This is a genomic window from Amycolatopsis sp. VS8301801F10 (assembly GCF_046195355.1).
Classification (GTDB): Bacteria; Actinomycetota; Actinomycetes; order Mycobacteriales; family Pseudonocardiaceae; genus Amycolatopsis.
In genome coordinates, this window is sequence record NZ_CP176065.1 from 8,941,339 (window position 1) to 8,961,038 (window position 19,700).

Below are 19,700 nucleotides of genomic sequence, written 5' to 3' on the forward strand. Positions count from 1 at the left end.
GCAGGCTACCGGCCGGTAAGCTCAAACCTACCTGCGGCGGGCGAAGAACCGCTCGCCCGAACGCTGCAGCACCAGGTCCTGGTCGAACGTCTTGGACAGGTTCTCGCTGGTGATCACGTCGTCGACCAGCCCGGACACCACCGCGCGGCCCTCGCGCAGCAGCAGCGCGTGGGTGAAGCCCGGCGGGATCTCCTCGACGTGGTGGGTGACCAGCACCATCGCCGGCGCGTCCGGATCCATCGCGAGCGCCGACAGCCGGGCCACGAGGTCCTCGCGGCCGCCGAGGTCGAGGCCCGCGGCGGGCTCGTCGAGCAGCAGCAGCTCCGGGTCGGTCATCAGCGAACGGGCGATCAGCACGCGTTTGCGCTCGCCCTCGCTGAGCGTGCCGAACGTGCGCTCGGCCAGGTGTGCGATGCCGAGCGTGCCGAGCAGTTCGGTGGCCCGGTCGAGGTCCATCCGGTCGTACCGCTCGCGCCAGCGGCCCATCACCGCGTACCCGGCGCTGACCACGACGTCGCCGACGCGCTCGTCGCCGGGCACGCGCTGGGCGATCGCGGCGGAGGTGAACCCGATGCGCGGGCGCAGGTCGAAGACGTTCACCTTGCCGATCCGGTCGCCGAGCAGGTCGACGGTGCCGGAGGTGGGGTGGAGTTCGGCGGCGGCCAGGCGCAGCAGGGTGGTCTTGCCGGCCCCGTTGGGCCCGAGCACCACCCATCGCTCGTCCAGCTCCACCGCCCAGTCGAGGGCCGCGAGGAGGTCGTTTCCGGTACGGCGGACGCCGACACCGGACATCCGCACGACGAGGTCGTCAGGATCGCTGGGCAGGATCGGCTCGCTCACGGGCCCCATTGTGGCGGTCGCCCGGGCGCGGGCGCGCACCCGCCCGGGCGTAACGCTCGATGCCAGGAACTTGAGCGGGCGCCCGGGGCCGGTGAGGACCGGCAACCGCGCGCCGGGTGTCCAGCGAATGGGACGAGCGGCCTTGATCGCGACGCTGTGGCAGCATCCAGGCCATGACCAGGTCCGCGCGCCCCGTGTTCTGGCGCCGTCGCGCGATCGACCTGCTCCTGGTCGCTTCCAGCGGATGTAGCCGGGCGCGGCACGCACGCTGATCCTCGTCGGCGTGCCGCGCTGCCTCGCGCCCCGGCACTTTTCCGACATATTCCAGGAGCCTCCGTTGACCACGTCCATCGTCCGTCCGGAAGTCGAGATCCACCCCCAGCTGACCGATCCGCTGCTGCCCGAGCTGCTGCACCCGGCGCGGCTGCTCTGGACGCCGCGCGAGCTGGCCGAGCTGACCCGCACCGTCACCACCGAACTGACCACCAGCCTGCGCGAGGTCCTGCGCTTCGACGAAGACCGGCGCTGGTGGGCACGCCTGGCCCTGACCGACGGCGTCGAGCTGTGGCTGCTGTCGTGGCTGCCCGGCCAGCACACGAAGCCGCACGACCACGGCGGCGCGTCCGGTTCGTTCACCGTGCTGCAGGGCGAACTCGGCGAGGAGTACCGCTACCCCGGCGGCCCGGTGCGCCGCCGTACGCACACCGCCGGGCAGGGCATCGGCTTCGGCGCGGGGCGCGCGCACCAGGTGCTCGGCGTCGGCGACGAACCGGCCGCCAGCGTGCACGCCTACTCGCCGCCGCTGGTGCCGACCCGCGAGTACGCGAGCCTCGCCGACGTGCCGAACGAGATCCCGCCGCTTCCTGCCATTGTGCGGTCATGACCGCACTGGACGAGTTCCTCTCCGCCGCCCGGTCCACCTTGGACCGGGCGGACCCGGCGCGCGCCGCGGACCTGCAGGCCGACGGCGCGCTGATCGTGGACATCCGGCCGTACGCCAACCGGGTCGCCGAGGGCGAGATCCCCGGGTCGGTGGTGATCGAGCGGATCCACCTGGAATGGCGGCTGGCTCCGGAGAGCGAATGGCGGCTGCCCGGGGTTTCCGCGGAGACCGTCGCGGTGGTGGTGTGCAACGAGGGGTACGCGTCGAGCCTCGCGGCGGCGGATCTGCAACGGCTGGGGCTGGCCAACGCCACCGATCTCGTCGGCGGGTTCCGGGCGTGGGCCGCGGCCGGGTTGCCGGTGCGAAAAGGCGGTTCGCGGGCGGTCGACTGACTGGCTCAGCGGTCCGGTTCCAGGCGGGCCGAGATCGTGCCGATGCTCGCCTGGAAATGCCGGAGGACCGCGTCGCTGAGCGCCTGCAGGTGCGGGTTCTGCCCGCCCGGCACCGGAAACTGCGCGCGGTCCCATTCCGGCTGCCGGGTCTGCGTCGGCAGGTTCAGCACCACCGGGCGTTCGGCCGCCGACGGACGTTCGACGGTGACCGCGCGCTGCTGCGGGAGCGCGTCCAAAGTGGGCTGAAGCTCGTCGAGCCGCTCGGTGGCCAGGTCCAGCGCTTGGGCGGCCTCGTCGGCGCACCGGCCGCGTTCGGACAGCAGCGTGGGCTCGTCTTCGCCGTCGAGCAGGCGGTTTTTCAAGCTCTGCGCGGCATCGGCGTACCGGTACAAAGCCGCCGCGGCGACCCGATGGGCTTCCGCGGCGGTTTCGGCCTGCGCGCGCTGTTTCTCGCGCACCGTGGCGTACGCCTCGGCACCCGTGCCGGTCCACTCCGGCAGGGCGTGCTCCTCCAGCCCCGCGGCGAGCGGGTCCAGCAGGCGGGCGAGCCAGCCGCACCGGTCGGCCTCGGCGCGCATCAGCGACGAGATGTCGTCGGACCACTCCGCCATCAGCCGAGAACCGTCCGGATCTCGCTCGGGCCGTTGTCCTCCGGCGGCTTGTCGGCGATCTCTTCGATCGCGGCGGCGGCGTCGGATTCGTAAGCGGCGTACTGCTTCGCGGCCGTTTCGAGCCGCTCGGCGAGCCGGGCGAGGTCGGTCGAGACCAGGTCCGCGGCGCGCAGGGAAGCGGCCTGGAAGCGCTCCAGGCTGCGCGCCAGCAGCACCTCGCCTGCCCGGCTGGGCTGGGCGCTGTAGCGAAGCGCGCCACGCCGGTGTTTCGCGTCCGCGTTCAGTTCGGCCAGGCCGTCGGCGGCCTGGCCGAGCTGCGCGGGATCGGTTTCGTACCCGGTCATCGCGGCTCCGTTCCGGCGATCTCCCGCACCACCGACAGCGGCAGCGACAGCATCCGTTCGGTTCCGCCGCCGAAGCCCGCGTTCGGGTTCACCAGCAGCCCCGCCGTCGCGCGGGCGGCGGCCCGCGCGGCTTCCCGGCCCGAGCACGACCGGACGCTCGTCCACCGCTGTCCCAGCGCTTTCCCGTATTCGCCGAGCCCGCGGTCGTTGGTGAACACGCAGCACCAGTCGCCCGCTCCGCCCAGCGAAGCGATCAGCAGTTCCTTGCCGACGAACGGCATCCGCACGGTGTCCTCGGGGAATTTCGCCAGCACGAGCCGGGGCACGTCCGCGAGCGCGTCGAGCACGTGCTCTTCCGGACGCGCCGGCGGAGGCTCCAGCAGGGCGCGGGCGGCGGCCAGCTCGGCCGGGCCGAGCGGCGGCAGCGGGCGGACGAGGCTTTCCTTGATCCGGCGGGTGAACAGTTCCCGCTGCTCGTCGAATTTGGTGCGGCTGATGCCGAGCCCGGCGCACCGCCCCGCCAGTTTCGCGTTCTCCTCGTCGCGCGGGAGGCCGACGTTGAACGCCGCCCAGAACACGCGGGAGAGCCGGTCGTCGCCGAAGCTCTCGAGCACCGCGGCGAGCCGCGCGACGACGACCACGCGCACGTCCGCCGCGGGCGCCGCGGCCGGGATCTGCCAGCGGCCGCACAGTTCCGCGCCAAGCCGGCGGCGCAGGTCCTCGTGCCAGACGCCGCTTCCCTTGTGCAATCCCTCCACCGCTTTGCGCAACGCGACGCTCATCGGCGGTTCCGGGCGCGACCAGCTCACGCGGACTCCCCCTTTGTCGATCACGGGCAAGGATCCTAAACGACATTTCGCCGCCGTCCGTTCCTGGAATATTCCTTGTCGAACGCCCGCCCCCGCGTTTTCCTGGGAAAACGGGGAAAAGTCCCGGCTGGCACCGGGTCAACAACGGGAAAAATCCCGGGAAAATCACGCCAGGATTACTCAGCGGCAATTCGGGATGACGACGCGTATCGCCTCCGGGCTCACGACTTTCCCGCGAGAATCACCGGAACAGCGGTGTACCCCGCCGGACCGCGGCTACGTTCACGACGAAAGCGTCCACGGGAAAGAAATGGAGCGATCCGGTGGAACTGTTCGTGATTGTCGTGCTGGCCTGGACGAACGGGGTGTGCCTCACCGCCGTCGGTGTGTGCTGGAACGCGCGGCGGCGCCTGGAGCGGAAACTGGCCGAACGGGAGACGGAATGCCGCCACTGAGCCCGGCCGGCCGGCTTCCGCCGTCGACCGGCTCAGGCGAGCACGACGCGCGCCAGCTCCGCCGGGCTGGCCAGCAGCGGGTGCTTGGGCAGCACCCGCACCGTGTAGCCGACCGAGCCGGCGCGCGGCAGCCGCAGGGTCGCGGCGAACGCGCCGATGCCGTCCGGGATCATCGGCACCTGCACCGAATCCGCGAGTTCGTCCCCGTCGCCGACCTGGCCGACCACGGCCTGGATGTCCACTTCGGACGGATCGAGCCCGGCGAGGTCGATCCGGGCGCGGATGGTGACCTCGGTGCCCACCACGAGCCGTTCGGTGTGGTCGTACTGGAGTTCGGCGTCGAAGATCCGCACGCGCGGCCAGGCGACCTCCAGTTTGGTCCGGTAGTCGGCCAGCGAAAGCGCGCCCTGGTGGCCGTTGCCGGTGGCGGCGGCCACCATCCGCGACGCGGGCAGGTAACCGGAATCGACGTACTCGCGCACCATCCGCGACGCCTGCACGCGCGGGCCCAGCGTTTCGAGCGTGTGCCACACCATCGCGAGCCAGCCGGTCGGCACGCCGTCCTCGCCGGTGTCGTAGTACAGCGGCGCGATCTGCTGGCCGAGCAGGTCGTACAGCGCCGCGGCTTCGAGGTCGTCGCGGCGGAGCGGGTCGGTGACGCCGTCCGCGGTGGGGATGGCCCAGCCGTTCGAGCCGTCGTAGCACTCGTCCCACCAGCCGTCCTTGATGGACAGGTTGAGGCCGCCGTTGAGCGCGCTCTTCATGCCCGACGTGCCGCACGCCTCCAGCGTCCGCACCGGGTTGTTCAGCCACACGTCGCAGCCGCGGTAGAGGTAGCGGGCCATCGACATGTCGTAGTCCGGCAGGAAGACGATCCGGTGCCGCACCGCGGGATCGTCGACGAACCGCACGATCTGCTGGATCAGCTGCTTGCCGTTCTCGTCGGCGGGGTGCGATTTGCCGCCGATCACGATCTGGATCGGCCGTTTTTCGTCCAGCAGCAGCGCGCGCAGCCGGTCCGGATCGCGCAGCATCAGCGTGAGCCGCTTGTACGTCGGCACGCGGCGGGCGAAGCCGACGGTCAGCACGTCCGGGTCGAAAACGCGGTCGGTCCAGCCCAGTTCCAGCGCTGAGGCGCCGCGCTGCATCCACGCCGCGCGCACCCGCCGCCGGACCTCGCCGACCAGCTTCTCCCGCAGTTCCCGGCGCAGTTCCCACAGCTGCTGGTCGCTGACGCCGTCGCGCAGCGAACTGTCCGGCGTGCGTCCTTCGTGGCCGAACTCCTCGTGGTTGCCGCCGAGCAGCGCGCTCAGCTCGCGCGCCACCCAGGTCGGCCCGTGCACGCCGTTGGTGATGGACGAGATCGGCACCTCGGCCTCGTCGAAACCGGGCCACAGCCGGGAAAACATCCGGCGCGTGACGCGGCCGTGCAGTTCGGAGACGCCGTTCGCGCGCTGCGCCAGCCGCAGTCCCATGTGCGCCATGTTGAACAGGCCCGGGTTGTCTTCCGCGCCGAGCTGCAGCACGCGCCGGACGTCGACGTCCGGGACGAGCCTGCCGTCGGAGAAATACCGCTGCACCAGGTCGACCGGGAAACGGTCGATGCCCGCGCTGACCGGGGTGTGGGTGGTGAACACGGTGCCGGCGCGGACCGCGGGCAGCGCCTCGTCGAAGGCGAGCCCGTCGGACTGGATGATCTCGCGGGCGCGCTCCAGCCCGAGGAATCCGGCGTGGCCCTCGTTGGTGTGGAACACCTTCGGCTGCGGATGCCCGGTCAGCTCGCAGAACTTCCGCACCGCGCGGAACCCGCCGATGCCGGCCAGGATCTCCTGCCGGATCCGGTGGTCGGCGTCGCCGCCGTAGAGCCGGTCGGTGACCGAGCGGAGGTCCTCGTCGTTGGCCTCGATGTCGGTGTCGAGCAGCAGCAGCGGGATCCGGCCGACGCGCGCCCGCCACATCTGCGCGCGCAGGTCCCGCCCGCCCGGCATGGCGACCTCGACCAGCACCGGGCGGCCGGCCTCGGTCACCAGCTCCAGCGGGAAGGCGTTCGGGTCGATCACCGGGTAGTGCTCGACCTGCCAGCCGTCGAGCGACAGGCCCTGGCGGAAGTAGCCGGACCGGTACAGCAGGCCGACGCCGACCATCGGCACGCCGAGGTCCGAGGCCGCCTTGAGGTGGTCGCCGGCGAGCACGCCGAGGCCGCCGGAGTAGTTCGGCAGCGCCTCGGTGACCCCGAACTCCATCGAGAAGTACGCGACCGCCTCCGGCAGGCCCTCGTCGGTGCGCCGCTGGTACCAGCGCGGTTCGGTGAGGTAGCGCTCCAGCCCGGCCGCGGCCTCGCGGGTGCGGCGCAGGAAGTCCTCGTCCTTCGCCAGCTCCTCGAGCCGCTCCGGCGGCAGCGCGGTGAGCATGCGCAGCGGGTCGCGGATCTTGTTGAACAGCTCGGCGTCCATCGAGGCGAACAGGTCGCGCGTCGGCGGATGCCAGGTCCAGCGGAGGTTGGTCGCGAGCGCGCCGAGCCCGGCGAGCGGCTCGGGCAGGCTGGCGCGGACGGTGAACCGGCGAACTGCACGCATGGTCAGCGACGATATCCGGCCCGCTTCGCGCGCGCTCGCACCCCACTTCGGGGATTGTCCGCGCAGTGCGCCGTCCGGGTCAGTAATGTCCGGGTTCGTTGTCGGACGCGGAAGTGGAACGAGGGAACATGAGCCGAGGGGGACGCCGGTACGCGCTGGTCGCGCTGGTCGCGGCGACCGTGCTGGGGACGGCCGCGTGCGGGGACAAGGCTCCCGCGGCGACGCCGGGCGCCGGGAACGTCGCCGGGCTGCCGGTCACGCACTTCGAGAGCGGGCTGCGTTCCGGCGCGCCGAAGCCGGACCTGCGGGTGCGCAACGCCGGCGGCGGCGAGGACGACCAGCTGGCCACCGCCGCGATCGCGGACGTGCAGGCGTACTGGAGCGAGGCGCTGCCCGCGGAGTTCGGCGGCAAGCAGTTCGAGCCGGTCAAGTCGCTGCTGTCGTACGACTCGAAGCGCGACACCGAGGACACCGCGTGCGGCAGCGTCAAGCAGCTGGTGAACGCGTTCTACTGCGCGGGCGACGATTCGGTGGCGTGGGACCGCGGCGTGCTGCTGCCGATGCTGCGCAAGCGGTTCGGCCCGATGGCGGTGGTGACCGTGCTGGCGCACGAGTTCGGCCACGCGATCCAGTACCGGCTCGGGGCCGCGGCGGGGATCTCGAAGTCGACGCCGACCGTCGTGAAGGAACAGCAGGCGGACTGCTTCGCCGGCGGGTACTTCCGGTGGGTCGCCGAGGACAAGAGCAAGTTCTACCGGGTGTCGACGGCGGAGGGGCTGGACCAGATCCTGGCGGCGATGTTCTTCATCCGCGACCAGGCCGGGACCAGCGCGACGGACCGGCAGGCGCACGGGACCGCGTTCGACCGGACGTACGCGTTCCAGGCCGGGTTCGAGAAGGGGCCGAAGGAATGCGCGGGGATGAACGCGCAGAACGTGCAGAAGCGGTTGACCGAGCGGCCGTTCGACTCCGGGGACCGGGGGAAGGGCGACGTCCGGTTCGACGAGCAGCTGGTGGCCAGGGTGAAGGCCAGCCTTGACGAGGCGTTCAAGGGGGCCGGGGTGCAAGGGCCGCAATTCCGGGCCGGGTCGGGCAGCTGCCCCGGCGGGCCGAGCACGCCGCCCGCGTCTTATTGCCCCAACGACAACACGGTGGCTTTCGACCAGCGGGCATTGGAGCGGCTGGCCGAGCCGGTGGACCAGGAAGCCGAGATGGCCGGCAAGGCCGGGGGCGGGCTCGGCGACTTCGCCGCTTTCGCCGAGCTGGCGTCGCGGTATGCGATCGGGGTGCAGAAGGGCGTGGGGGCGTCGATCGACACGCCCAATGCCGGACTGCGGACGGCCTGTCTGGTGGGGGCTTGGGCGGCGTTCTCGAACCATCCGACCGGGGGTGTGAAGCTGAAGCTCTCCTCCGGGGATCTGGACGAGGCGATCGCGGATTTGCTGCGGCCGGACGGGCTGGTGTCGGCGAACGTGAACGGCGAGCGGCCGGACAGCGGGTTCGACCGGGTCGAGGCGCTGCGGCGGGGATATCTCGAGGGCTCGTCTTCCTGCTCGAAGCTGTACGCCTGACAGCGAAAAGGGCCGCACCCGTTCCGGTGCGGCCCTTTTTCGTCAGCTCAGAACAGGGCGCTCGCCAGGTCCCGGCGGGCCTTCGAGACCCGCTCGTCGGCCGGGTCGAAGAGGTCGAACAACGCCACCAGGTGTTCCCGGACCCGGTTGCGGTCGTCCCCGGAGGTGCGGCGGACGACGTCGACCAACCGCCGGAACGCGCCTTCCACGTCCTGCTCCGCGATGTCCAGGTCGGCGGCCGCGAGCTGGGCGTCGATGTCCTTCGGGTCGGCCGCGGCCTTCTCGCGGGCGCTCGGGTCGGCCGCTTCGGCGCGGGCGGTGAACTTGACCTGGGCCAGGGCGTTCTTCGCCAGTTCGTTGGCCGGTTCGGCGTCCAGGATGCGCTCGTACGCGGCCTGTGCGGCGGCGTAGTCGCCCCGTTCGAAGGCCTCCTCGGCCTCGGTGAAGCGCGGGTCTTCCGGCTCCTCCACCGGGCCGCGGGCCTCTTCGGCGGCGCGGATGCCGGGCAGGCGGTCGCGCAGGGCGTCGAGCAGCGAGCCCAGCCACTTGCGGATTTCCGGCTCCGGCAGCGCGCCGGAGAAGGCGTCCACGGGCTGGCCGCCGGCGATGGCGACGATCGTCGGGATCGACTGGGCTCCGAAGAGCTGCGCGATGCGCGGGTTGGCGTCCACGTCGACCTTCGCGAGCACCCAGGCGCCGCCCGCTTCGCCGGCCAGGCGTTCCAGCACCGGGCTCAGCTGCTTGCACGGCCCGCACCATTCGGCCCACAGGTCGACGACCACGAGCTGGTTGAGCGAGCGTTCGACGACATCGGCCTGGAAGGTGGCCTCGGTGACCTCGAGCACCGCGTCCGAGGGCGGCGCGGAGGCACTCGGCTCGCCGCCGGACGGGCGCGCGGGCGGGGCCTGCGGCTGGTTCCGGTTCGCCTCCGCCCTGGCTTTGAGCGCGGACAGGTCGACCGCGCCGGACAACGCGGCGGACAACGCCGCTGAGTTCGCTGCAGATCCGCGTGGGTGTGTCACGCCCTCCATCCTGGCACGCCTCGCCGCGAGAGTTCAGCAGCAGCCCCGAGGTTCGCTTTTGGCATGGGCACCCCGCTGAGGCATGCTTCCGGCGAGGACAACGAGGAGGCCCGAGGATGCTGAGCCGGCGCAACGCCACGGTGGCCGCCGCCGTCGTGGTCGCGGTCGCGTGGATCGCCAGCATCACGCTGGCCGTCGCGCACCAGGACCCGCCGGGTGCGGCGTCCCCGCCGGAACTGCGCGCGGAACTGACCGCCGCGCTGGCCGGGCGGGACGCGGACGCGCTCGCCGGGCTCTTCGACGTCCCCGGTTCCGGCGGCGACGATCTCGCGAAGGACTACGTCAACGTCCTCAAGGACGGCAACGCACACGACCTCTCCGTGCAGCTTTCCCCGGACGAACACTCCCCCACGACCGCCGTCGTGCGCGGGAAGACCGGCACCGGCGAGCAGTTCAGCTACCGGCTCGCGGTGACCAGCGCCAAAGGACGCTGGACCGTCGCCTTCACCCCGCCGATCCCCTAGCTCAGTCCTCGCGCAGGTGCGCTTCCACCCGCTCGACCTTCGCGGTCAGCTGGCCGGAGTCGTAACCGGGACGGATGTCGGCCTTCAGCACCAGCCCGACCCGCGCCGAGCCCTCGCCCGCGGCCTCGACCGCCTTCTTCACGACCGCCATCACCTCGTCCCACTCACCTTCGACTTCGGTGAACATGGAACTGGTCGAGTTCGGCAGCCCGGATTCGCGCACCACCTTCACCGCGCGCGCGACGGCCTCGCTCACTCCGCCGTCCGGCTCCGCCGCCGAGGGGCTCACGCTGAACGCGACGATCATGTGGCTTCCTTTCCCTGTTCTCCCATACCGACCCCCACGACCGGGGTACCCGCTGGTAGCTTCGGTTGCCATGAACCGTCCGCTGCCGTTCGATCCGATCGCCCGTGCCGCGCAGCTGTGGGAAGACCGGATCGGCCCGGCCGGAACCATGGCCGCGGTCACCGGTGTGATGCGGGTGCAGCAGATCATCCAGTCGGCGGTCGACGGCGCGCTGAAGCCGCACGGCCTCACCTTCGCCCGCTACGAGGCGCTCGTGCTGCTCACCTTCTCCCGCAACGCGCGGCTGCCGATGCGGGTGATGGGCGAACGGCTGCAACTGCATCCCACCAGCGTCACCAACATAGTGGACCGGCTCGAACGCGACGGGCTCGTCAAGCGCGTGCCGCATCCCACCGACCGGCGCACCACGCTCGTCGAGATCACCGACGAGGGCCGCGCGCTGCGGGAGGCCGCCACCGCCGCGGTGACCGACATCGACTTCGGGCTCACCGGGCTCACCGAGCGGCAGGTGGAGCAGCTGACCGAGCTGCTCACCAAGGTCCGCAAGTCCGCGGGCGACTTCACCTCGTAAACGCACGAAGGGCCCACGCGGTCGTCGCGTGGGCCCTCCGGAAAAGCGAAGATCAGGCGTTCACAGTCTCGCGCGTGCGGACGAAGAGGCCGACGCCGCCGTGGGACAGCCGCTGCGGGCCGTCGAGCTTGCCGTTGCGCAGCGCCCACTTCTCGAACAGCCAGGTGAACAGCGGCGGGATGCTCGCGAGCAGCGCCAGCGTCAGCGTCTTGCCGCGCCAGCCCAGCGGCTTCGCCACGGACAGGGAGGTGATCACGTACAGGACGAAGACGACGCCGTGCACCATGCCGAGGACGGGAACGCCGCCCTCGTTGGACGCGTCGACGACGTACTTGAGAAACATCCCGATCAGCAAGCCGAGCCAGGACAGAGCCTCGGCGACTGCGGCCACGCGGAACACGAGAGCGGCCTTGCTGGACACGACATCCTCCTGTGCGTCACCTGGTGCGTGCGGACTGCACACACAAAAAACACGTCCGACGGACTGTCCAAGGCGGACGGAACCGCCTGGCGTCAACAGCACTGTCGAACGGGTATGAGACCAGTGTGAGGCGTGACCGGCCTCACCGGAACACCGGGGCCCGTGACTCTGGTCACGAGCGATCGCGGCAAAGGTCTGCACCAATTCCGGACGGCAGGCGGAAACGCGCGGGAAATGCCCGGTTAACGGGAAAGACCGCCTCCCGATCCCAAGATCCGGGAGGCGGTCTTCACCGACTGTCCACGATTGAACACTAACCGGCACAAGGAGAAGGCGGCGCGGACGAGCGTGACGTTCCCCACGTGGCTCGCGGCGCGTCGCCGGTCAGCGAGAAGTCCAGAGTGGACCCGCGGCGCAGTTGTTCGAGGCTGACGAACGTTTTGTCCGACGCCGTGCCGTTGACGCGCAGCCCGGAGACGTACTGCAGCTGCGCCCCGTTCGCGCCCCGCGCGGTGATGGTGACGTCGCGGCCGTTCGGCAGGTGCAGCACGGACTTGGCGAACCGCGGCGCGTTGAGCACGAAGTCGCCGGTGCCCGGGACGGCCGGGTAGAGGCCGAGCGCGCTGAAGACGTACCAGGCGGACATGGTGCCGAGGTCGTCGTTGCCGGTGACGCCGTTGGGGGCGTTCGTGAACAGCGTGTGCGCGGCCCGCACGACCGCGGAGGTCTTCCACGGCTGCCCGGTGAGCGTGTACATCCACGGCGAGTGCAGATCGGGCTCGTTGTTGGGGTTGTAGCGGAACTGGCGGTAGTAGTCGTACGGGCCGACGACCCACTTCTCGTGCGCGGTCTTCGCCGGGTCCTTCACCAGGTCGTCGTAGGCGAAGAAGTCGTCGAGCCGCTTGCCCGCGTTGGCCGCGCCGCCCATCTTCGCGACCAGGCCGGGCACGTCCTGCTGCACCAGCCACTGGTACTGCCACGCGGTGCCCTCGTGGAAGCCGTCCTGGCCCTGCGGGCTGTACGGGCCGTCGGCCGGGGTGTACCAGCTGCCGCCGCTCAGCTTCGGGCGGAAGTAGCCGGTGAAGCCGCGGTCGGTCACCGACGGATCCCACAGCGTCGCGTACGTCCGGCCCTTGGCCGCCAGCTGCTTCGCGTCTTGCTCGCGGCCGAGCGCGGAGGCCATCACGGAGAGGGAGCAGTCGGCGAGGGCGTACTCCAGCGTGGCGGACGCGCCGTGGGCCGGGTCGGTGTCCTGGCCTTTCTTCGGGAAGTTCGGGTCGTACTGGACGAATCCGTCGGCCTGGTAGCTCGCGTTGCCGGAGCGGCCCTGGAACGGCGACGACGCGGGCGGGATCTCGCGGGAGTTCTGCAGCAGCGCTTGGTAGGCGTGCGTCTCGTTGCCGCTCAGCGCGCCGAATCGCCACAGGTCGACCAGGAACGGCGTGACGGGATCACCGGTCATGGTGTTCGTTTCCTGGCTCGCGTACGCCCAGCGCGGGAGCCAGCCGCCCTGGTCGTGGATGGCGAGAATGCTCTTCGCGATGTCGCGGACCCGGTCCGGTTTCAGCAGGGCCAGCAGCTGGTTTTGCGAGCGGTAAGTGTCCCAGAGGGAGAAGAAGTCGTAGTACGTCCAGCCGATCGCGCGGTGGATCTTCTTGTCGAAGCCGTAGTACCGGCCGTCTGCGTCGTTCGCGGTCAGCGGTTGGAGGAACGCGTGGTAGAGCGAGGTGTAGAAGACCGTGCGGTCGTCCGGGGTGCCGCCGGTGATGTCCACACTGGACAGTTCGCGCCGCCAGTCCCGCTGGACGTCGTTCTTCACCGCGTCGAACGGACGGACGCGCGAGGCGGCGAGGTTCGTGTCCGCGCCGCGAGCGTCCACTTGGGAAATCGACGTGGTGGCAGTGACTTGGCCGCCCTTCGGGAAGGTCAGCCATGCGCCGCGCAGGCCCGCGCCGCCCTGTGCCGAGCGGCTGCCCGGCGTGCCGCCCTCCGGCGACCACGTGCCGTAGGAAGAGAACGGCTGGTCGAATTTCGTGGTGAAGTAAGTGGTGTAGGGCTTTCCGCCGCAGAAGGCTTGGGATTCGACGGTGCCCGCGATGGTGTGGTCGTCGACGATCCGGACGCTGCTGCCGGTGATCGGCTCCTTCGCGTTGGCCTGTCCGACATTCACGAAAACGTTGGCTGGGCCGGGTTTCGCGAATGAGTAGCGCTCGACGCCGCTGCGGGTGCTGGCGGTGGTTTCGACGTCGATGCCGCCGTAGCCGGTGAGATGCACCTTGTAGTAGCCGGGTTTGCCGACTTCGCCTTCGTGTGTGTACGGCGCGGCGTATTTGGCTTGGTCGAAGGTCGCGGGTTTGCTGGTGTCGAAAGCCGCGCTCGGGCCGATTTCGCCGGTGGTGGGCAGCATCGAAACCAGGCCGCCTTGTTCCCAGCAGCCCGCGCCGGACAGGAAGAAATGGCCGAAGCCGCGGATCGCGGTGTCGGTGTAGAGGTATCCGGCGTAATGCGTGGTGATCGGGCTGGATTGCACCATGCCGAACGGCGCGGAGGCGCCCGGGAAGGTGTTGCCCTCGTCTTGCGTGCCGATGAAGGTGTTGACCGCGTCCAGCGGATCGGCCGGACGCGCTTGTGCCGCCACCGGCGTGAGCCCGGCCGCGGTGACGGCGAGCGCCAGTGCGCCCGCCAAAACCCTGCTCCTCATGAGACTCCTCTGGAAAAGTCCGTGAGGGGAACCCTGAAGGAAGCTGAGTCCCTCAGGGTTCCCCTCACGGAAGGTCAGCCCGCGGCGATGGCGAAGACGTGCAGGTCTCCGCCGCTGACGCCGCTCGGCAGCGTCACGCTCGCCACGGTTTTGCCCGCGGCCAGCGTGATCGGCGCGGTGGCGAACACCATCGTGCGGATCTGCTGCGGGTCGCCGCCCGCGGAGTTGCGGTACGGCGTGGACAGGACGATCCGGTTGCCGAACGCCGGCTGCGCTCCGCCGCCGCCAAGGGTCCAGTCGGAGAATCCGATTGTGGCGGTCGACTTGCTGCCGTCGGTGTAGGTGACGGTGAGCGTGCCTTGGGCGTTGCCGTTGCTGGCCGCGCCGAGCAGCGCGAGCCGTCCCGAACCGGTGAGGTTGATCGTCTGCCCTGCGGCGACCACGTTGTCCGGGTCGCCCACCGGGTACGACGGCCAGGTGAAGTTCAGCCCGTCGCTCGACACCGTGCTGCCCGGCTTGGCCCCGGCCTTGGCCAGCGCGTCCGCGGAGTAGCTCCATCCGCCCCCGTCGAAGTTGCCCGCCGCCGAGTTCGCGTCCGGTGACAGACCGGTGTTGTTCACCGTGGCCAGCCAGCTGTTCGGCTTCGCCACCAGGACGGTCAGCACCGCCTGGACGTCCGCGAGACCCGGCGAGGAGAAGGTGACCGGGATCCGGCGCGGGCCGTCGGAGGTGCCCGCCGGAACGCTCACCGTCACGTCAGCGTGCCCCTTGCCCGCCGCCGGGACCTGGACGGAACCGGTCGCCGGGGTCAGCGTGATGCCGTCCGCGCTGCCCGCCGAGTAGGTCCAGGTCCTCGCGGTGCCGGACAGATCCTGCACGCCCACCGAAGCGGTCGCGGTCGTGCCAGCGGGCGCCACCGCGCGTGCCGGGTCCACAAAGGACAGGCTCGGCTTCTCCTGCTCGCGGAACGACGGCGGCGCGTCGGCCGGAGCGGAACCCCACGCGGTCGCGGTCGTCGAGCGGGTGAAGTCCAGCTTGCCGCCCTGAGATATCAATCCTTCCGGCAGCCATGCCTTGCTGGCCGCACTGCCGTTCACCTTCAGGCCGCTGGTGTACTCGCCGGTGCCGGGAGCGTTGACGGTGATCTTCTTGCCCGCCCCGGTGGTCACCTCGGCGTGCGCGAATCGCGGCGTGGTCAGGACGGTTTCGGCGCGGCCCGGGATCTCCGGGTAGACGCCGAGCGCGGACCAGACATACCAGGAGGACATCTGCCCGAGGTCGTCGTTGCCGATCAGGCCTTCCGGACGCGGGTTGTACAGCTCGTCCATCGCCCGGCGAACGATGTTCTGCGTCTTCGCCGGAGCACCGGCGAACGAGTACACGTACGGCGCGTTCGAGTTCGGCTCGTTGCCCAGGAACGCGTACGGCTCATGGGTTCCGGCGTTCAGCTTGGTGAAGAACGTGTCCAAACGCGACTGCGTCGCGGTGTTGCCGCCGAACGCGGTCACGAGACCGGCGAGGTCGTACGGGACCATCCAGTCGTACTGCGCGCCGTTGCCCTCGACCCAGCCCTGCGAACTGGCCGGGTCGTAGTTCGCGGAGAACGAGCCGTCAGCGTTGCGCGGCTGCAGGTGTCCGCTGCCCGGGTTGTAGAGGTTCTGCCAGTACTGCGCACGCTTCATGAACGTGGTGTACGTGGCGCTGTCGCCGAGCCGCTTCGCGAACTGGGCGATGGCGAAGTCCGCGCTCGTGTACTCCAGCGTGTCCGCCGCCGCACCGGGCACGTAGCCGAGACGCTGGTAGTCCTGCAGACCCGGACGCTCGACGTAGCCCTGGGTCGGCTGCGTCGCGCCCTTGAGCATGAGCAGCAACGCTTTCTGCGCGTCGAAGTCACGCGCGCCGAACGCGTAGGCGCTGGAGACGATGATGTGGTACGGATCCCCGTTCATCACGCCGGTGTAGTCGTTCGCCACCGTCCAGCGGTCCCACGAACCGCCCTGTTCGGCGAAGGCCATCATCGAGCGCACGAGGTCGGAGGTCTGCTTCGGCGCGATCGTGGCCAGCAACGGAACCTCGGAGCGGTAGATATCCCAACCGGAGATGTTGGTATACATCGCGTGCCCGCGCTCCGCCTGGTGGATCCGGCCGTCGAAGCCGGGGTACCGGCCGTCCACATCGGAGAACACGTTCGGCTGGATCAGCGAGTGGTACAGCGAGGTGTAGAACGTCGTGGTGTCGGCGTCGCTGCCGCCGCTGACCTGGATCTTGCCGAGCTGGTCGTTCCACGCCTGCCGGGCGGACGCGGCCACCGCCTCGAACGACTTCTTGCCGTTGTTCTCCGCCTTCAGGTTCGCCTTCGCCCCGTCGACGGACACAAAGGACAGTCCAACTTGGACATTGACCTGTGCGCCGTTGAGGTTCGGGAACGTGACGTACCCGCCGCTGCCCGGTCCGCTGACCGTGGTGTCCTGCGGTTTCGCCGCGGCTGGACGCGCCAGCGAAGCGCCGATCCCGTTGGGCTGCGCGACCTTTGCCTTCGCGCCGCCGGTCTCCGCGGTCTTGCCCGGGGTCACCGCGCCGTTCTTCCAGGTCCCGACGGACTCGAACGGGGTGTCGAACTTCGCCGAGAAATAGACCCGGTAGGAATCCTTGGCGCCGCAGAACCGGCCGCTGGTCGCCCAGCCGCTGATGGTGTCCTTGCCGATGCTGATCGACGCGTCGTCGGTGCCGTTGACCGAGCCGGAAGTGTTGACCAGCAACGTCGACGCCGCGCCCGCCGGGTAGGTGAACCGGCCGGAACCGGTGCGCTGGGTCGCGGTCAACTCGACCTTCGCGCCGTTGTCGAGGGCGACGTCGTACGCGCCCGCGGTCGCGTGCTCGTTCTGGTGCGAGAACGTCGAGGTGTAATGGCCCGGATCGGTCGCGGGCGACGTGCTGATCTCGCCGACGTACGGCATGAACGGCAGGTCCTGGTAGGTGGTGCAGCCCGCGCCGGAAAGGTGCGTGAGGCTGAACCCGGTGATCGTGGTGTCGTCGTAGAAATAGCCGCCCGGCTGGGATTTCTTCGTGTCCGGGCTCCACTGCACCATCCCGAACGGCGCGACCGCGCCGGGGAAGGTGTTGCCCGCGCCGCCGCCGGTTCCGTGGTCCGCGCCGCCGGGCCGGGTGCCGACGAACGGGTTCACCCACTTCGCCGGGTCGGCGGCTTTCGCGGAATCGGCCGGTGCGGGATCGGCCAGTGCGGGGGCGGCGGGGGCCAGGGAGGCCCCTGTCGCCACGACCGCGGATGTCAGGAAGATCAGTCCGGCTCTCCAGCGCGCTCGCGCCATCGCCATCGCCTCTCCAGTTCCTCCGGCGCGAACCCGCCGCCACCGACCTCGAGGCATCGATGACAACCTTGTCGCGCACCGTCGATGCGGGCCACCTTGGGCAATGGCTCACCGGATCGTCAAGACCGCGGTGAGAGCCTGTCCGATTCGAGACAACGATGTCCACCATCCGCACCAGCGGATTCGGCGAAGCGGGCAGCCCGAAGCGGCAGGCATTGACAGCGCGGGCGCGGATGGTGTCCAATCCCCCGCATTATGACAACGTTGTCTCACTCGGGCCGGGACGCGGACGGGCTTCCCCGCCCCGCCAGCAGGCGGGCCACGATGAGCGATGTGGCGCGGCTGGCCGGCGTCAGCATCAAAACGGTGTCGCGGGTCGTCAACGACGAGCCCGCGGTGCATCCGGACACCGCCGAACGCGTGGTGGCCGCGATCGAACAGCTGGGGTTCCGGCGGAACCTCGGCGCCCGCAACCTGCGCCGCGGCTCGACCACCGGCACCATCGGCCTGGTCGTCGAGGACGTCGGCAACCCCTTCTACTCCGAGCTGAACCGCGCGGTGGAACGGATCGCGACGTCGTTCGGCAGGCACGTGCTGACCGGGTCGTCCGGCGAGAACTCCGACCGCGAACGCGAGCTGTCGCTGGAGTTCTGCGCGCGGCGCGTGGACGGGCTGCTGATCGTGCCCGCCGGGCTGCAGCACGGCTATCTGGTGCCGGAGATGCGCGCGGGCACGCCGGTGGTGTTCCTCGACCGCCCGGCCGGCGACATCGTGGCCGACACGGTGCTCGTCGACAACCTCGGCGGCACCATCGAGGCGGTCGGCCACCTCGTGCGGCACGGCCACCGCCGGATCGCGTTCCTCGGCGACAGCCCGGACATCTTCACCGCCGCCGAACGCCTGCGCGGGTTCCGGGAAGGCTGTGTGCGCAACGGGATCTCCTACGACGAGAGCCTCGTGGCGATGCAGACGCCGACGCCGGAAACCGTCGGGCAGGCCGTGCGCAAGCTGGTCGACGGCCCGAATCCGGCCACCGCCGTGATCGCGGGCAACAACCGGGTCGCGGTGCACCTGCTGCGCGCGCTCGCGCACGCCGAACGACGGCCCGCCCTGGTGAGCTTCGACGACTTCGAACTGGCGGACCTGCTCGACCCGCCGGTCACCGTGATCGCCCACGACGTCAGCGCCCTCGGCCGCGCTGCGGCCGAGCTGCTGTTCGCCCGCATCCAGGGCGACCAGTCCGCCCCGAGAAAGGTAGTTCTGCCCGTGCACCTAGTCGCCCGCGGTTCCGGTGAGGCCGCCCTGTGACCCAGCACCTCGAGCCGGTCGCGCTCCCGGCCAACCAGCCGCCGCAGTTCTACCGGGGCGGCGACGCGATCGCCGCCCTGCGCGGGGCCAGCGGCACCGACTCGAAATTCGGGCCGGAGGACTGGGTCGGTTCCGTCACCACCATGTTCGGCCAAGAGACCAACGGCCTCACCAAGCTGCCCAGCGGGATCTGGCTGCGCGACGCGATCCGCGCGGACGCCGAGGCGTGGCTGGGCGCGGCGCACGTCGCCAAGCTCGGCGATTCGACCGGTCTGCTGGTGAAGCTGCTCGACGCCGGACAGCGGCTTCCGGTGCACTTCCACCCGTCGGATTCCTTCGCCCGCAAGCACTTCGACTCGCACTTCGGCAAGACCGAAGCCTGGATCGTGGTCGGCACCTACGGCGACGACCCGCGCGTGTACCCAGGTTTCCGGGAGACGCTGAGCAAGGACACTGTCGCCGAGTGGACCCGCGAGCAGGACGCGCCGAGCATGCTGGGCGCGCTCAACAGCATCCCGGTTCAGCCCGGCGACACGGTCTACATCCCGGCCGGGCTGCCGCACGCGATCGGCGAGGGCGTGTTCGTGGTCGAACTGCAGCAGCCGACGGACTTCTCGCTGACCCTGGAATGGCGTGATTTCCTCGCCTCGCCGGAAAAGGGCCACCTCGGGATCGGCTTCGACACCGCGATCGAAACGCTCGACACCTCGGGCTGGGACGACGACCGGCTCAAGACGATCGTGAAGCACACCTCCGGCGCCGAAGCGACCACAGTGGACTTGCTCGCGCCGGACTCGGCGGAGTTCTTCCGCGCCGACCGGATCCAGTTGTCCGGCAACGCGTTCTCGCTCGACCCGTCGTTCAGCGTGCTCGTCGCGCTCGACGGCGAGGGCACCCTGCGCACCGAGAACGGCGGCGAGTTCCCGGTGGCCAAGGGCGACACCTACGCGGTGCCGTACTCCGCGGGCCAGACCGAACTGTCCGGCTCGCTCACCGTCATCCGCTGCCGTCCGCCCGCCCCGGAAAGGAGTTAGCG

18 protein-coding genes are annotated in these 19,700 nt (G+C 70.4%); 8 read left to right on the top strand and 10 right to left on the bottom strand.

The features are described 5' to 3' along the window. Nucleotides 1-27: 27 nt before the first annotated feature. Nucleotides 28-849: an ABC transporter ATP-binding protein gene (locus tag F9C11_RS40980; RefSeq protein WP_409182696.1), complete on the bottom strand. Its 822-nt coding sequence runs from the start codon at nt 847-849 to the stop codon at nt 28-30. Between the two features lie 328 nt (nt 850-1,177). Here F9C11_RS40980 and F9C11_RS40985 point away from each other — a divergent pair, with 328 nt between their 5' ends. Beyond that, complete coding sequence (locus tag F9C11_RS40985) at nt 1,178-1,723, top strand: cysteine dioxygenase (RefSeq protein WP_409182697.1); 546 nt, start codon at nt 1,178-1,180, stop codon at nt 1,721-1,723. Further along, complete coding sequence (locus F9C11_RS40990) at nt 1,720-2,115, top strand: rhodanese-like domain-containing protein (RefSeq protein WP_409182698.1); 396 nt, start codon at nt 1,720-1,722, stop codon at nt 2,113-2,115. Before F9C11_RS40985 ends, F9C11_RS40990 begins: the two co-directional genes overlap by 4 nt. Nucleotides 2,116-2,120: 5 nt before the next feature. On the opposite strand, the gene F9C11_RS40995 is transcribed toward F9C11_RS40990, so the two are convergent. Genes F9C11_RS40995 through F9C11_RS41005 form a run of 3 tightly spaced genes read right to left on the bottom strand, consistent with a single transcriptional unit; the run spans nt 2,121 to nt 3,903 of the window. Further along, nucleotides 2,121-2,726: a hypothetical protein gene (locus F9C11_RS40995; RefSeq protein ID WP_409182699.1), complete on the bottom strand. Its 606-nt coding sequence runs from the start codon at nt 2,724-2,726 to the stop codon at nt 2,121-2,123. Further along, the gene (locus F9C11_RS41000) at nt 2,726-3,070 is read right to left on the bottom strand and encodes a hypothetical protein (RefSeq protein WP_409182700.1); all 345 of its coding nucleotides are present in this window, start codon (nt 3,068-3,070) and stop codon (nt 2,726-2,728) included. Before F9C11_RS41000 ends, F9C11_RS40995 begins: the two co-directional genes overlap by 1 nt. Further along, nucleotides 3,067-3,903: a hypothetical protein gene (locus F9C11_RS41005; protein WP_409182701.1), complete on the bottom strand. Its 837-nt coding sequence runs from the start codon at nt 3,901-3,903 to the stop codon at nt 3,067-3,069. The genes F9C11_RS41000 and F9C11_RS41005 overlap by 4 nt, the downstream gene beginning before the upstream one ends. 299 nt (nt 3,904-4,202) lie before the next feature. Between F9C11_RS41005 and F9C11_RS41010 the strand changes: the two genes are divergently transcribed. Continuing rightward, nucleotides 4,203-4,334 carry a hypothetical protein gene (locus tag F9C11_RS41010; protein ID WP_409182702.1) on the top strand — a complete coding sequence of 44 codons (132 nt, stop codon included), beginning with the start codon at nt 4,203-4,205 and terminating at the stop codon, nt 4,332-4,334. 32 nt (nt 4,335-4,366) lie between these two features. Here F9C11_RS41010 and glgP read toward each other — a convergent pair whose 3' ends face one another. Then, nucleotides 4,367-6,910 (bottom strand): alpha-glucan family phosphorylase, encoded by a 2,544-nt coding sequence (gene glgP / locus F9C11_RS41015; RefSeq protein WP_409182703.1) that lies wholly within the window; start codon nt 6,908-6,910, stop codon nt 4,367-4,369. A gap of 128 nt (nt 6,911-7,038) precedes the next feature. On the opposite strand from glgP, the gene F9C11_RS41020 reads away from it, so the two are divergent. Next, complete coding sequence (locus F9C11_RS41020; RefSeq protein ID WP_409182704.1) at nt 7,039-8,481, top strand: neutral zinc metallopeptidase; 1,443 nt, start codon at nt 7,039-7,041, stop codon at nt 8,479-8,481. A 47-nt stretch (nt 8,482-8,528) separates the two neighbouring features. Here the strand turns inward: F9C11_RS41020 and F9C11_RS41025 are convergent, their stop codons facing one another. Further along, a complete protein-coding gene (locus F9C11_RS41025) occupies nt 8,529-9,503 on the bottom strand; it encodes a tetratricopeptide repeat protein (RefSeq protein WP_409182705.1) in 975 nt (324 codons plus the stop codon). Between the two features lie 116 nt (nt 9,504-9,619). Between F9C11_RS41025 and F9C11_RS41030 the strand changes: the two genes are divergently transcribed. Then, complete coding sequence (locus tag F9C11_RS41030; protein WP_409182706.1) at nt 9,620-10,027, top strand: hypothetical protein; 408 nt, start codon at nt 9,620-9,622, stop codon at nt 10,025-10,027. A 1-nt stretch (nt 10,028) separates the two neighbouring features. Here F9C11_RS41030 and F9C11_RS41035 read toward each other — a convergent pair whose 3' ends face one another. Next, nucleotides 10,029-10,334: an MTH1187 family thiamine-binding protein gene (locus F9C11_RS41035; protein ID WP_409182707.1), complete on the bottom strand. Its 306-nt coding sequence runs from the start codon at nt 10,332-10,334 to the stop codon at nt 10,029-10,031. Between the two features lie 70 nt (nt 10,335-10,404). Here F9C11_RS41035 and F9C11_RS41040 point away from each other — a divergent pair, with 70 nt between their 5' ends. Beyond that, nucleotides 10,405-10,905 carry a MarR family winged helix-turn-helix transcriptional regulator gene (locus F9C11_RS41040; protein ID WP_009073908.1) on the top strand — a complete coding sequence of 167 codons (501 nt, stop codon included), beginning with the start codon at nt 10,405-10,407 and terminating at the stop codon, nt 10,903-10,905. A gap of 52 nt (nt 10,906-10,957) precedes the next feature. Here the strand turns inward: F9C11_RS41040 and F9C11_RS41045 are convergent, their stop codons facing one another. The 3 genes from F9C11_RS41045 to F9C11_RS41055 all read right to left on the bottom strand — a co-directional run bounded on the left by F9C11_RS41045 (nt 10,958) and on the right by F9C11_RS41055 (nt 17,356). After that, a complete protein-coding gene (locus F9C11_RS41045) occupies nt 10,958-11,326 on the bottom strand; it encodes a DUF3817 domain-containing protein (RefSeq protein WP_409182708.1) in 369 nt (122 codons plus the stop codon). 313 nt (nt 11,327-11,639) lie between these two features. Beyond that, nucleotides 11,640-14,027 carry a GH92 family glycosyl hydrolase gene (locus tag F9C11_RS41050; RefSeq protein ID WP_409182709.1) on the bottom strand — a complete coding sequence of 796 codons (2,388 nt, stop codon included), beginning with the start codon at nt 14,025-14,027 and terminating at the stop codon, nt 11,640-11,642. Between the two features lie 74 nt (nt 14,028-14,101). Next, nucleotides 14,102-17,356, bottom strand: a complete 3,255-nt coding sequence (locus F9C11_RS41055) for a GH92 family glycosyl hydrolase (RefSeq protein WP_409187090.1) — start codon at nt 17,354-17,356, stop codon at nt 14,102-14,104. A 324-nt stretch (nt 17,357-17,680) separates the two neighbouring features. On the opposite strand from F9C11_RS41055, the gene F9C11_RS41060 reads away from it, so the two are divergent. Both F9C11_RS41060 and F9C11_RS41065 read left to right on the top strand, forming a co-directional pair. Then, nucleotides 17,681-18,664, top strand: a complete 984-nt coding sequence (locus F9C11_RS41060; protein ID WP_409182710.1) for a LacI family DNA-binding transcriptional regulator — start codon at nt 17,681-17,683, stop codon at nt 18,662-18,664. After that, nucleotides 18,661-19,698, top strand: a complete 1,038-nt coding sequence (locus F9C11_RS41065) for a class I mannose-6-phosphate isomerase (RefSeq protein ID WP_409182711.1) — start codon at nt 18,661-18,663, stop codon at nt 19,696-19,698. Before F9C11_RS41060 ends, F9C11_RS41065 begins: the two co-directional genes overlap by 4 nt. Nucleotides 19,699-19,700: the final 2 nt, after the last annotated feature.

What these genes read in the sequence shown, in the direction of transcription:
- F9C11_RS40995 (WP_409182699.1), bottom strand. Translation starts at nt 2,726, where the DNA reads ATGGCGGAGTGGTCCGACGACATCTCGTCGCTGATGCGCGCCGAGGCC.
- F9C11_RS41055 (WP_409187090.1), bottom strand. Translation starts at nt 17,356, where the DNA reads ATGGCGCGAGCGCGCTGGAGAGCCGGACTGATCTTCCTGACATCCGCG.
- F9C11_RS41030 (WP_409182706.1), top strand. Translation starts at nt 9,620, where the DNA reads ATGCTGAGCCGGCGCAACGCCACGGTGGCCGCCGCCGTCGTGGTCGCG.
- F9C11_RS41040 (WP_009073908.1), top strand. Translation starts at nt 10,405, where the DNA reads ATGAACCGTCCGCTGCCGTTCGATCCGATCGCCCGTGCCGCGCAGCTG.
- glgP (WP_409182703.1), bottom strand. Translation starts at nt 6,910, where the DNA reads ATGCGTGCAGTTCGCCGGTTCACCGTCCGCGCCAGCCTGCCCGAGCCG.
- F9C11_RS41060 (WP_409182710.1), top strand. Translation starts at nt 17,681, where the DNA reads ATGAGCGATGTGGCGCGGCTGGCCGGCGTCAGCATCAAAACGGTGTCG.
- F9C11_RS41050 (WP_409182709.1), bottom strand. Translation starts at nt 14,027, where the DNA reads ATGAGGAGCAGGGTTTTGGCGGGCGCACTGGCGCTCGCCGTCACCGCG.
- F9C11_RS40980 (WP_409182696.1), bottom strand. Translation starts at nt 849, where the DNA reads ATGGGGCCCGTGAGCGAGCCGATCCTGCCCAGCGATCCTGACGACCTC.
- F9C11_RS41035 (WP_409182707.1), bottom strand. Translation starts at nt 10,334, where the DNA reads ATGATCGTCGCGTTCAGCGTGAGCCCCTCGGCGGCGGAGCCGGACGGC.
- F9C11_RS40990 (WP_409182698.1), top strand. Translation starts at nt 1,720, where the DNA reads ATGACCGCACTGGACGAGTTCCTCTCCGCCGCCCGGTCCACCTTGGAC.
- F9C11_RS41000 (WP_409182700.1), bottom strand. Translation starts at nt 3,070, where the DNA reads ATGACCGGGTACGAAACCGATCCCGCGCAGCTCGGCCAGGCCGCCGAC.
- F9C11_RS41020 (WP_409182704.1), top strand. Translation starts at nt 7,039, where the DNA reads ATGAGCCGAGGGGGACGCCGGTACGCGCTGGTCGCGCTGGTCGCGGCG.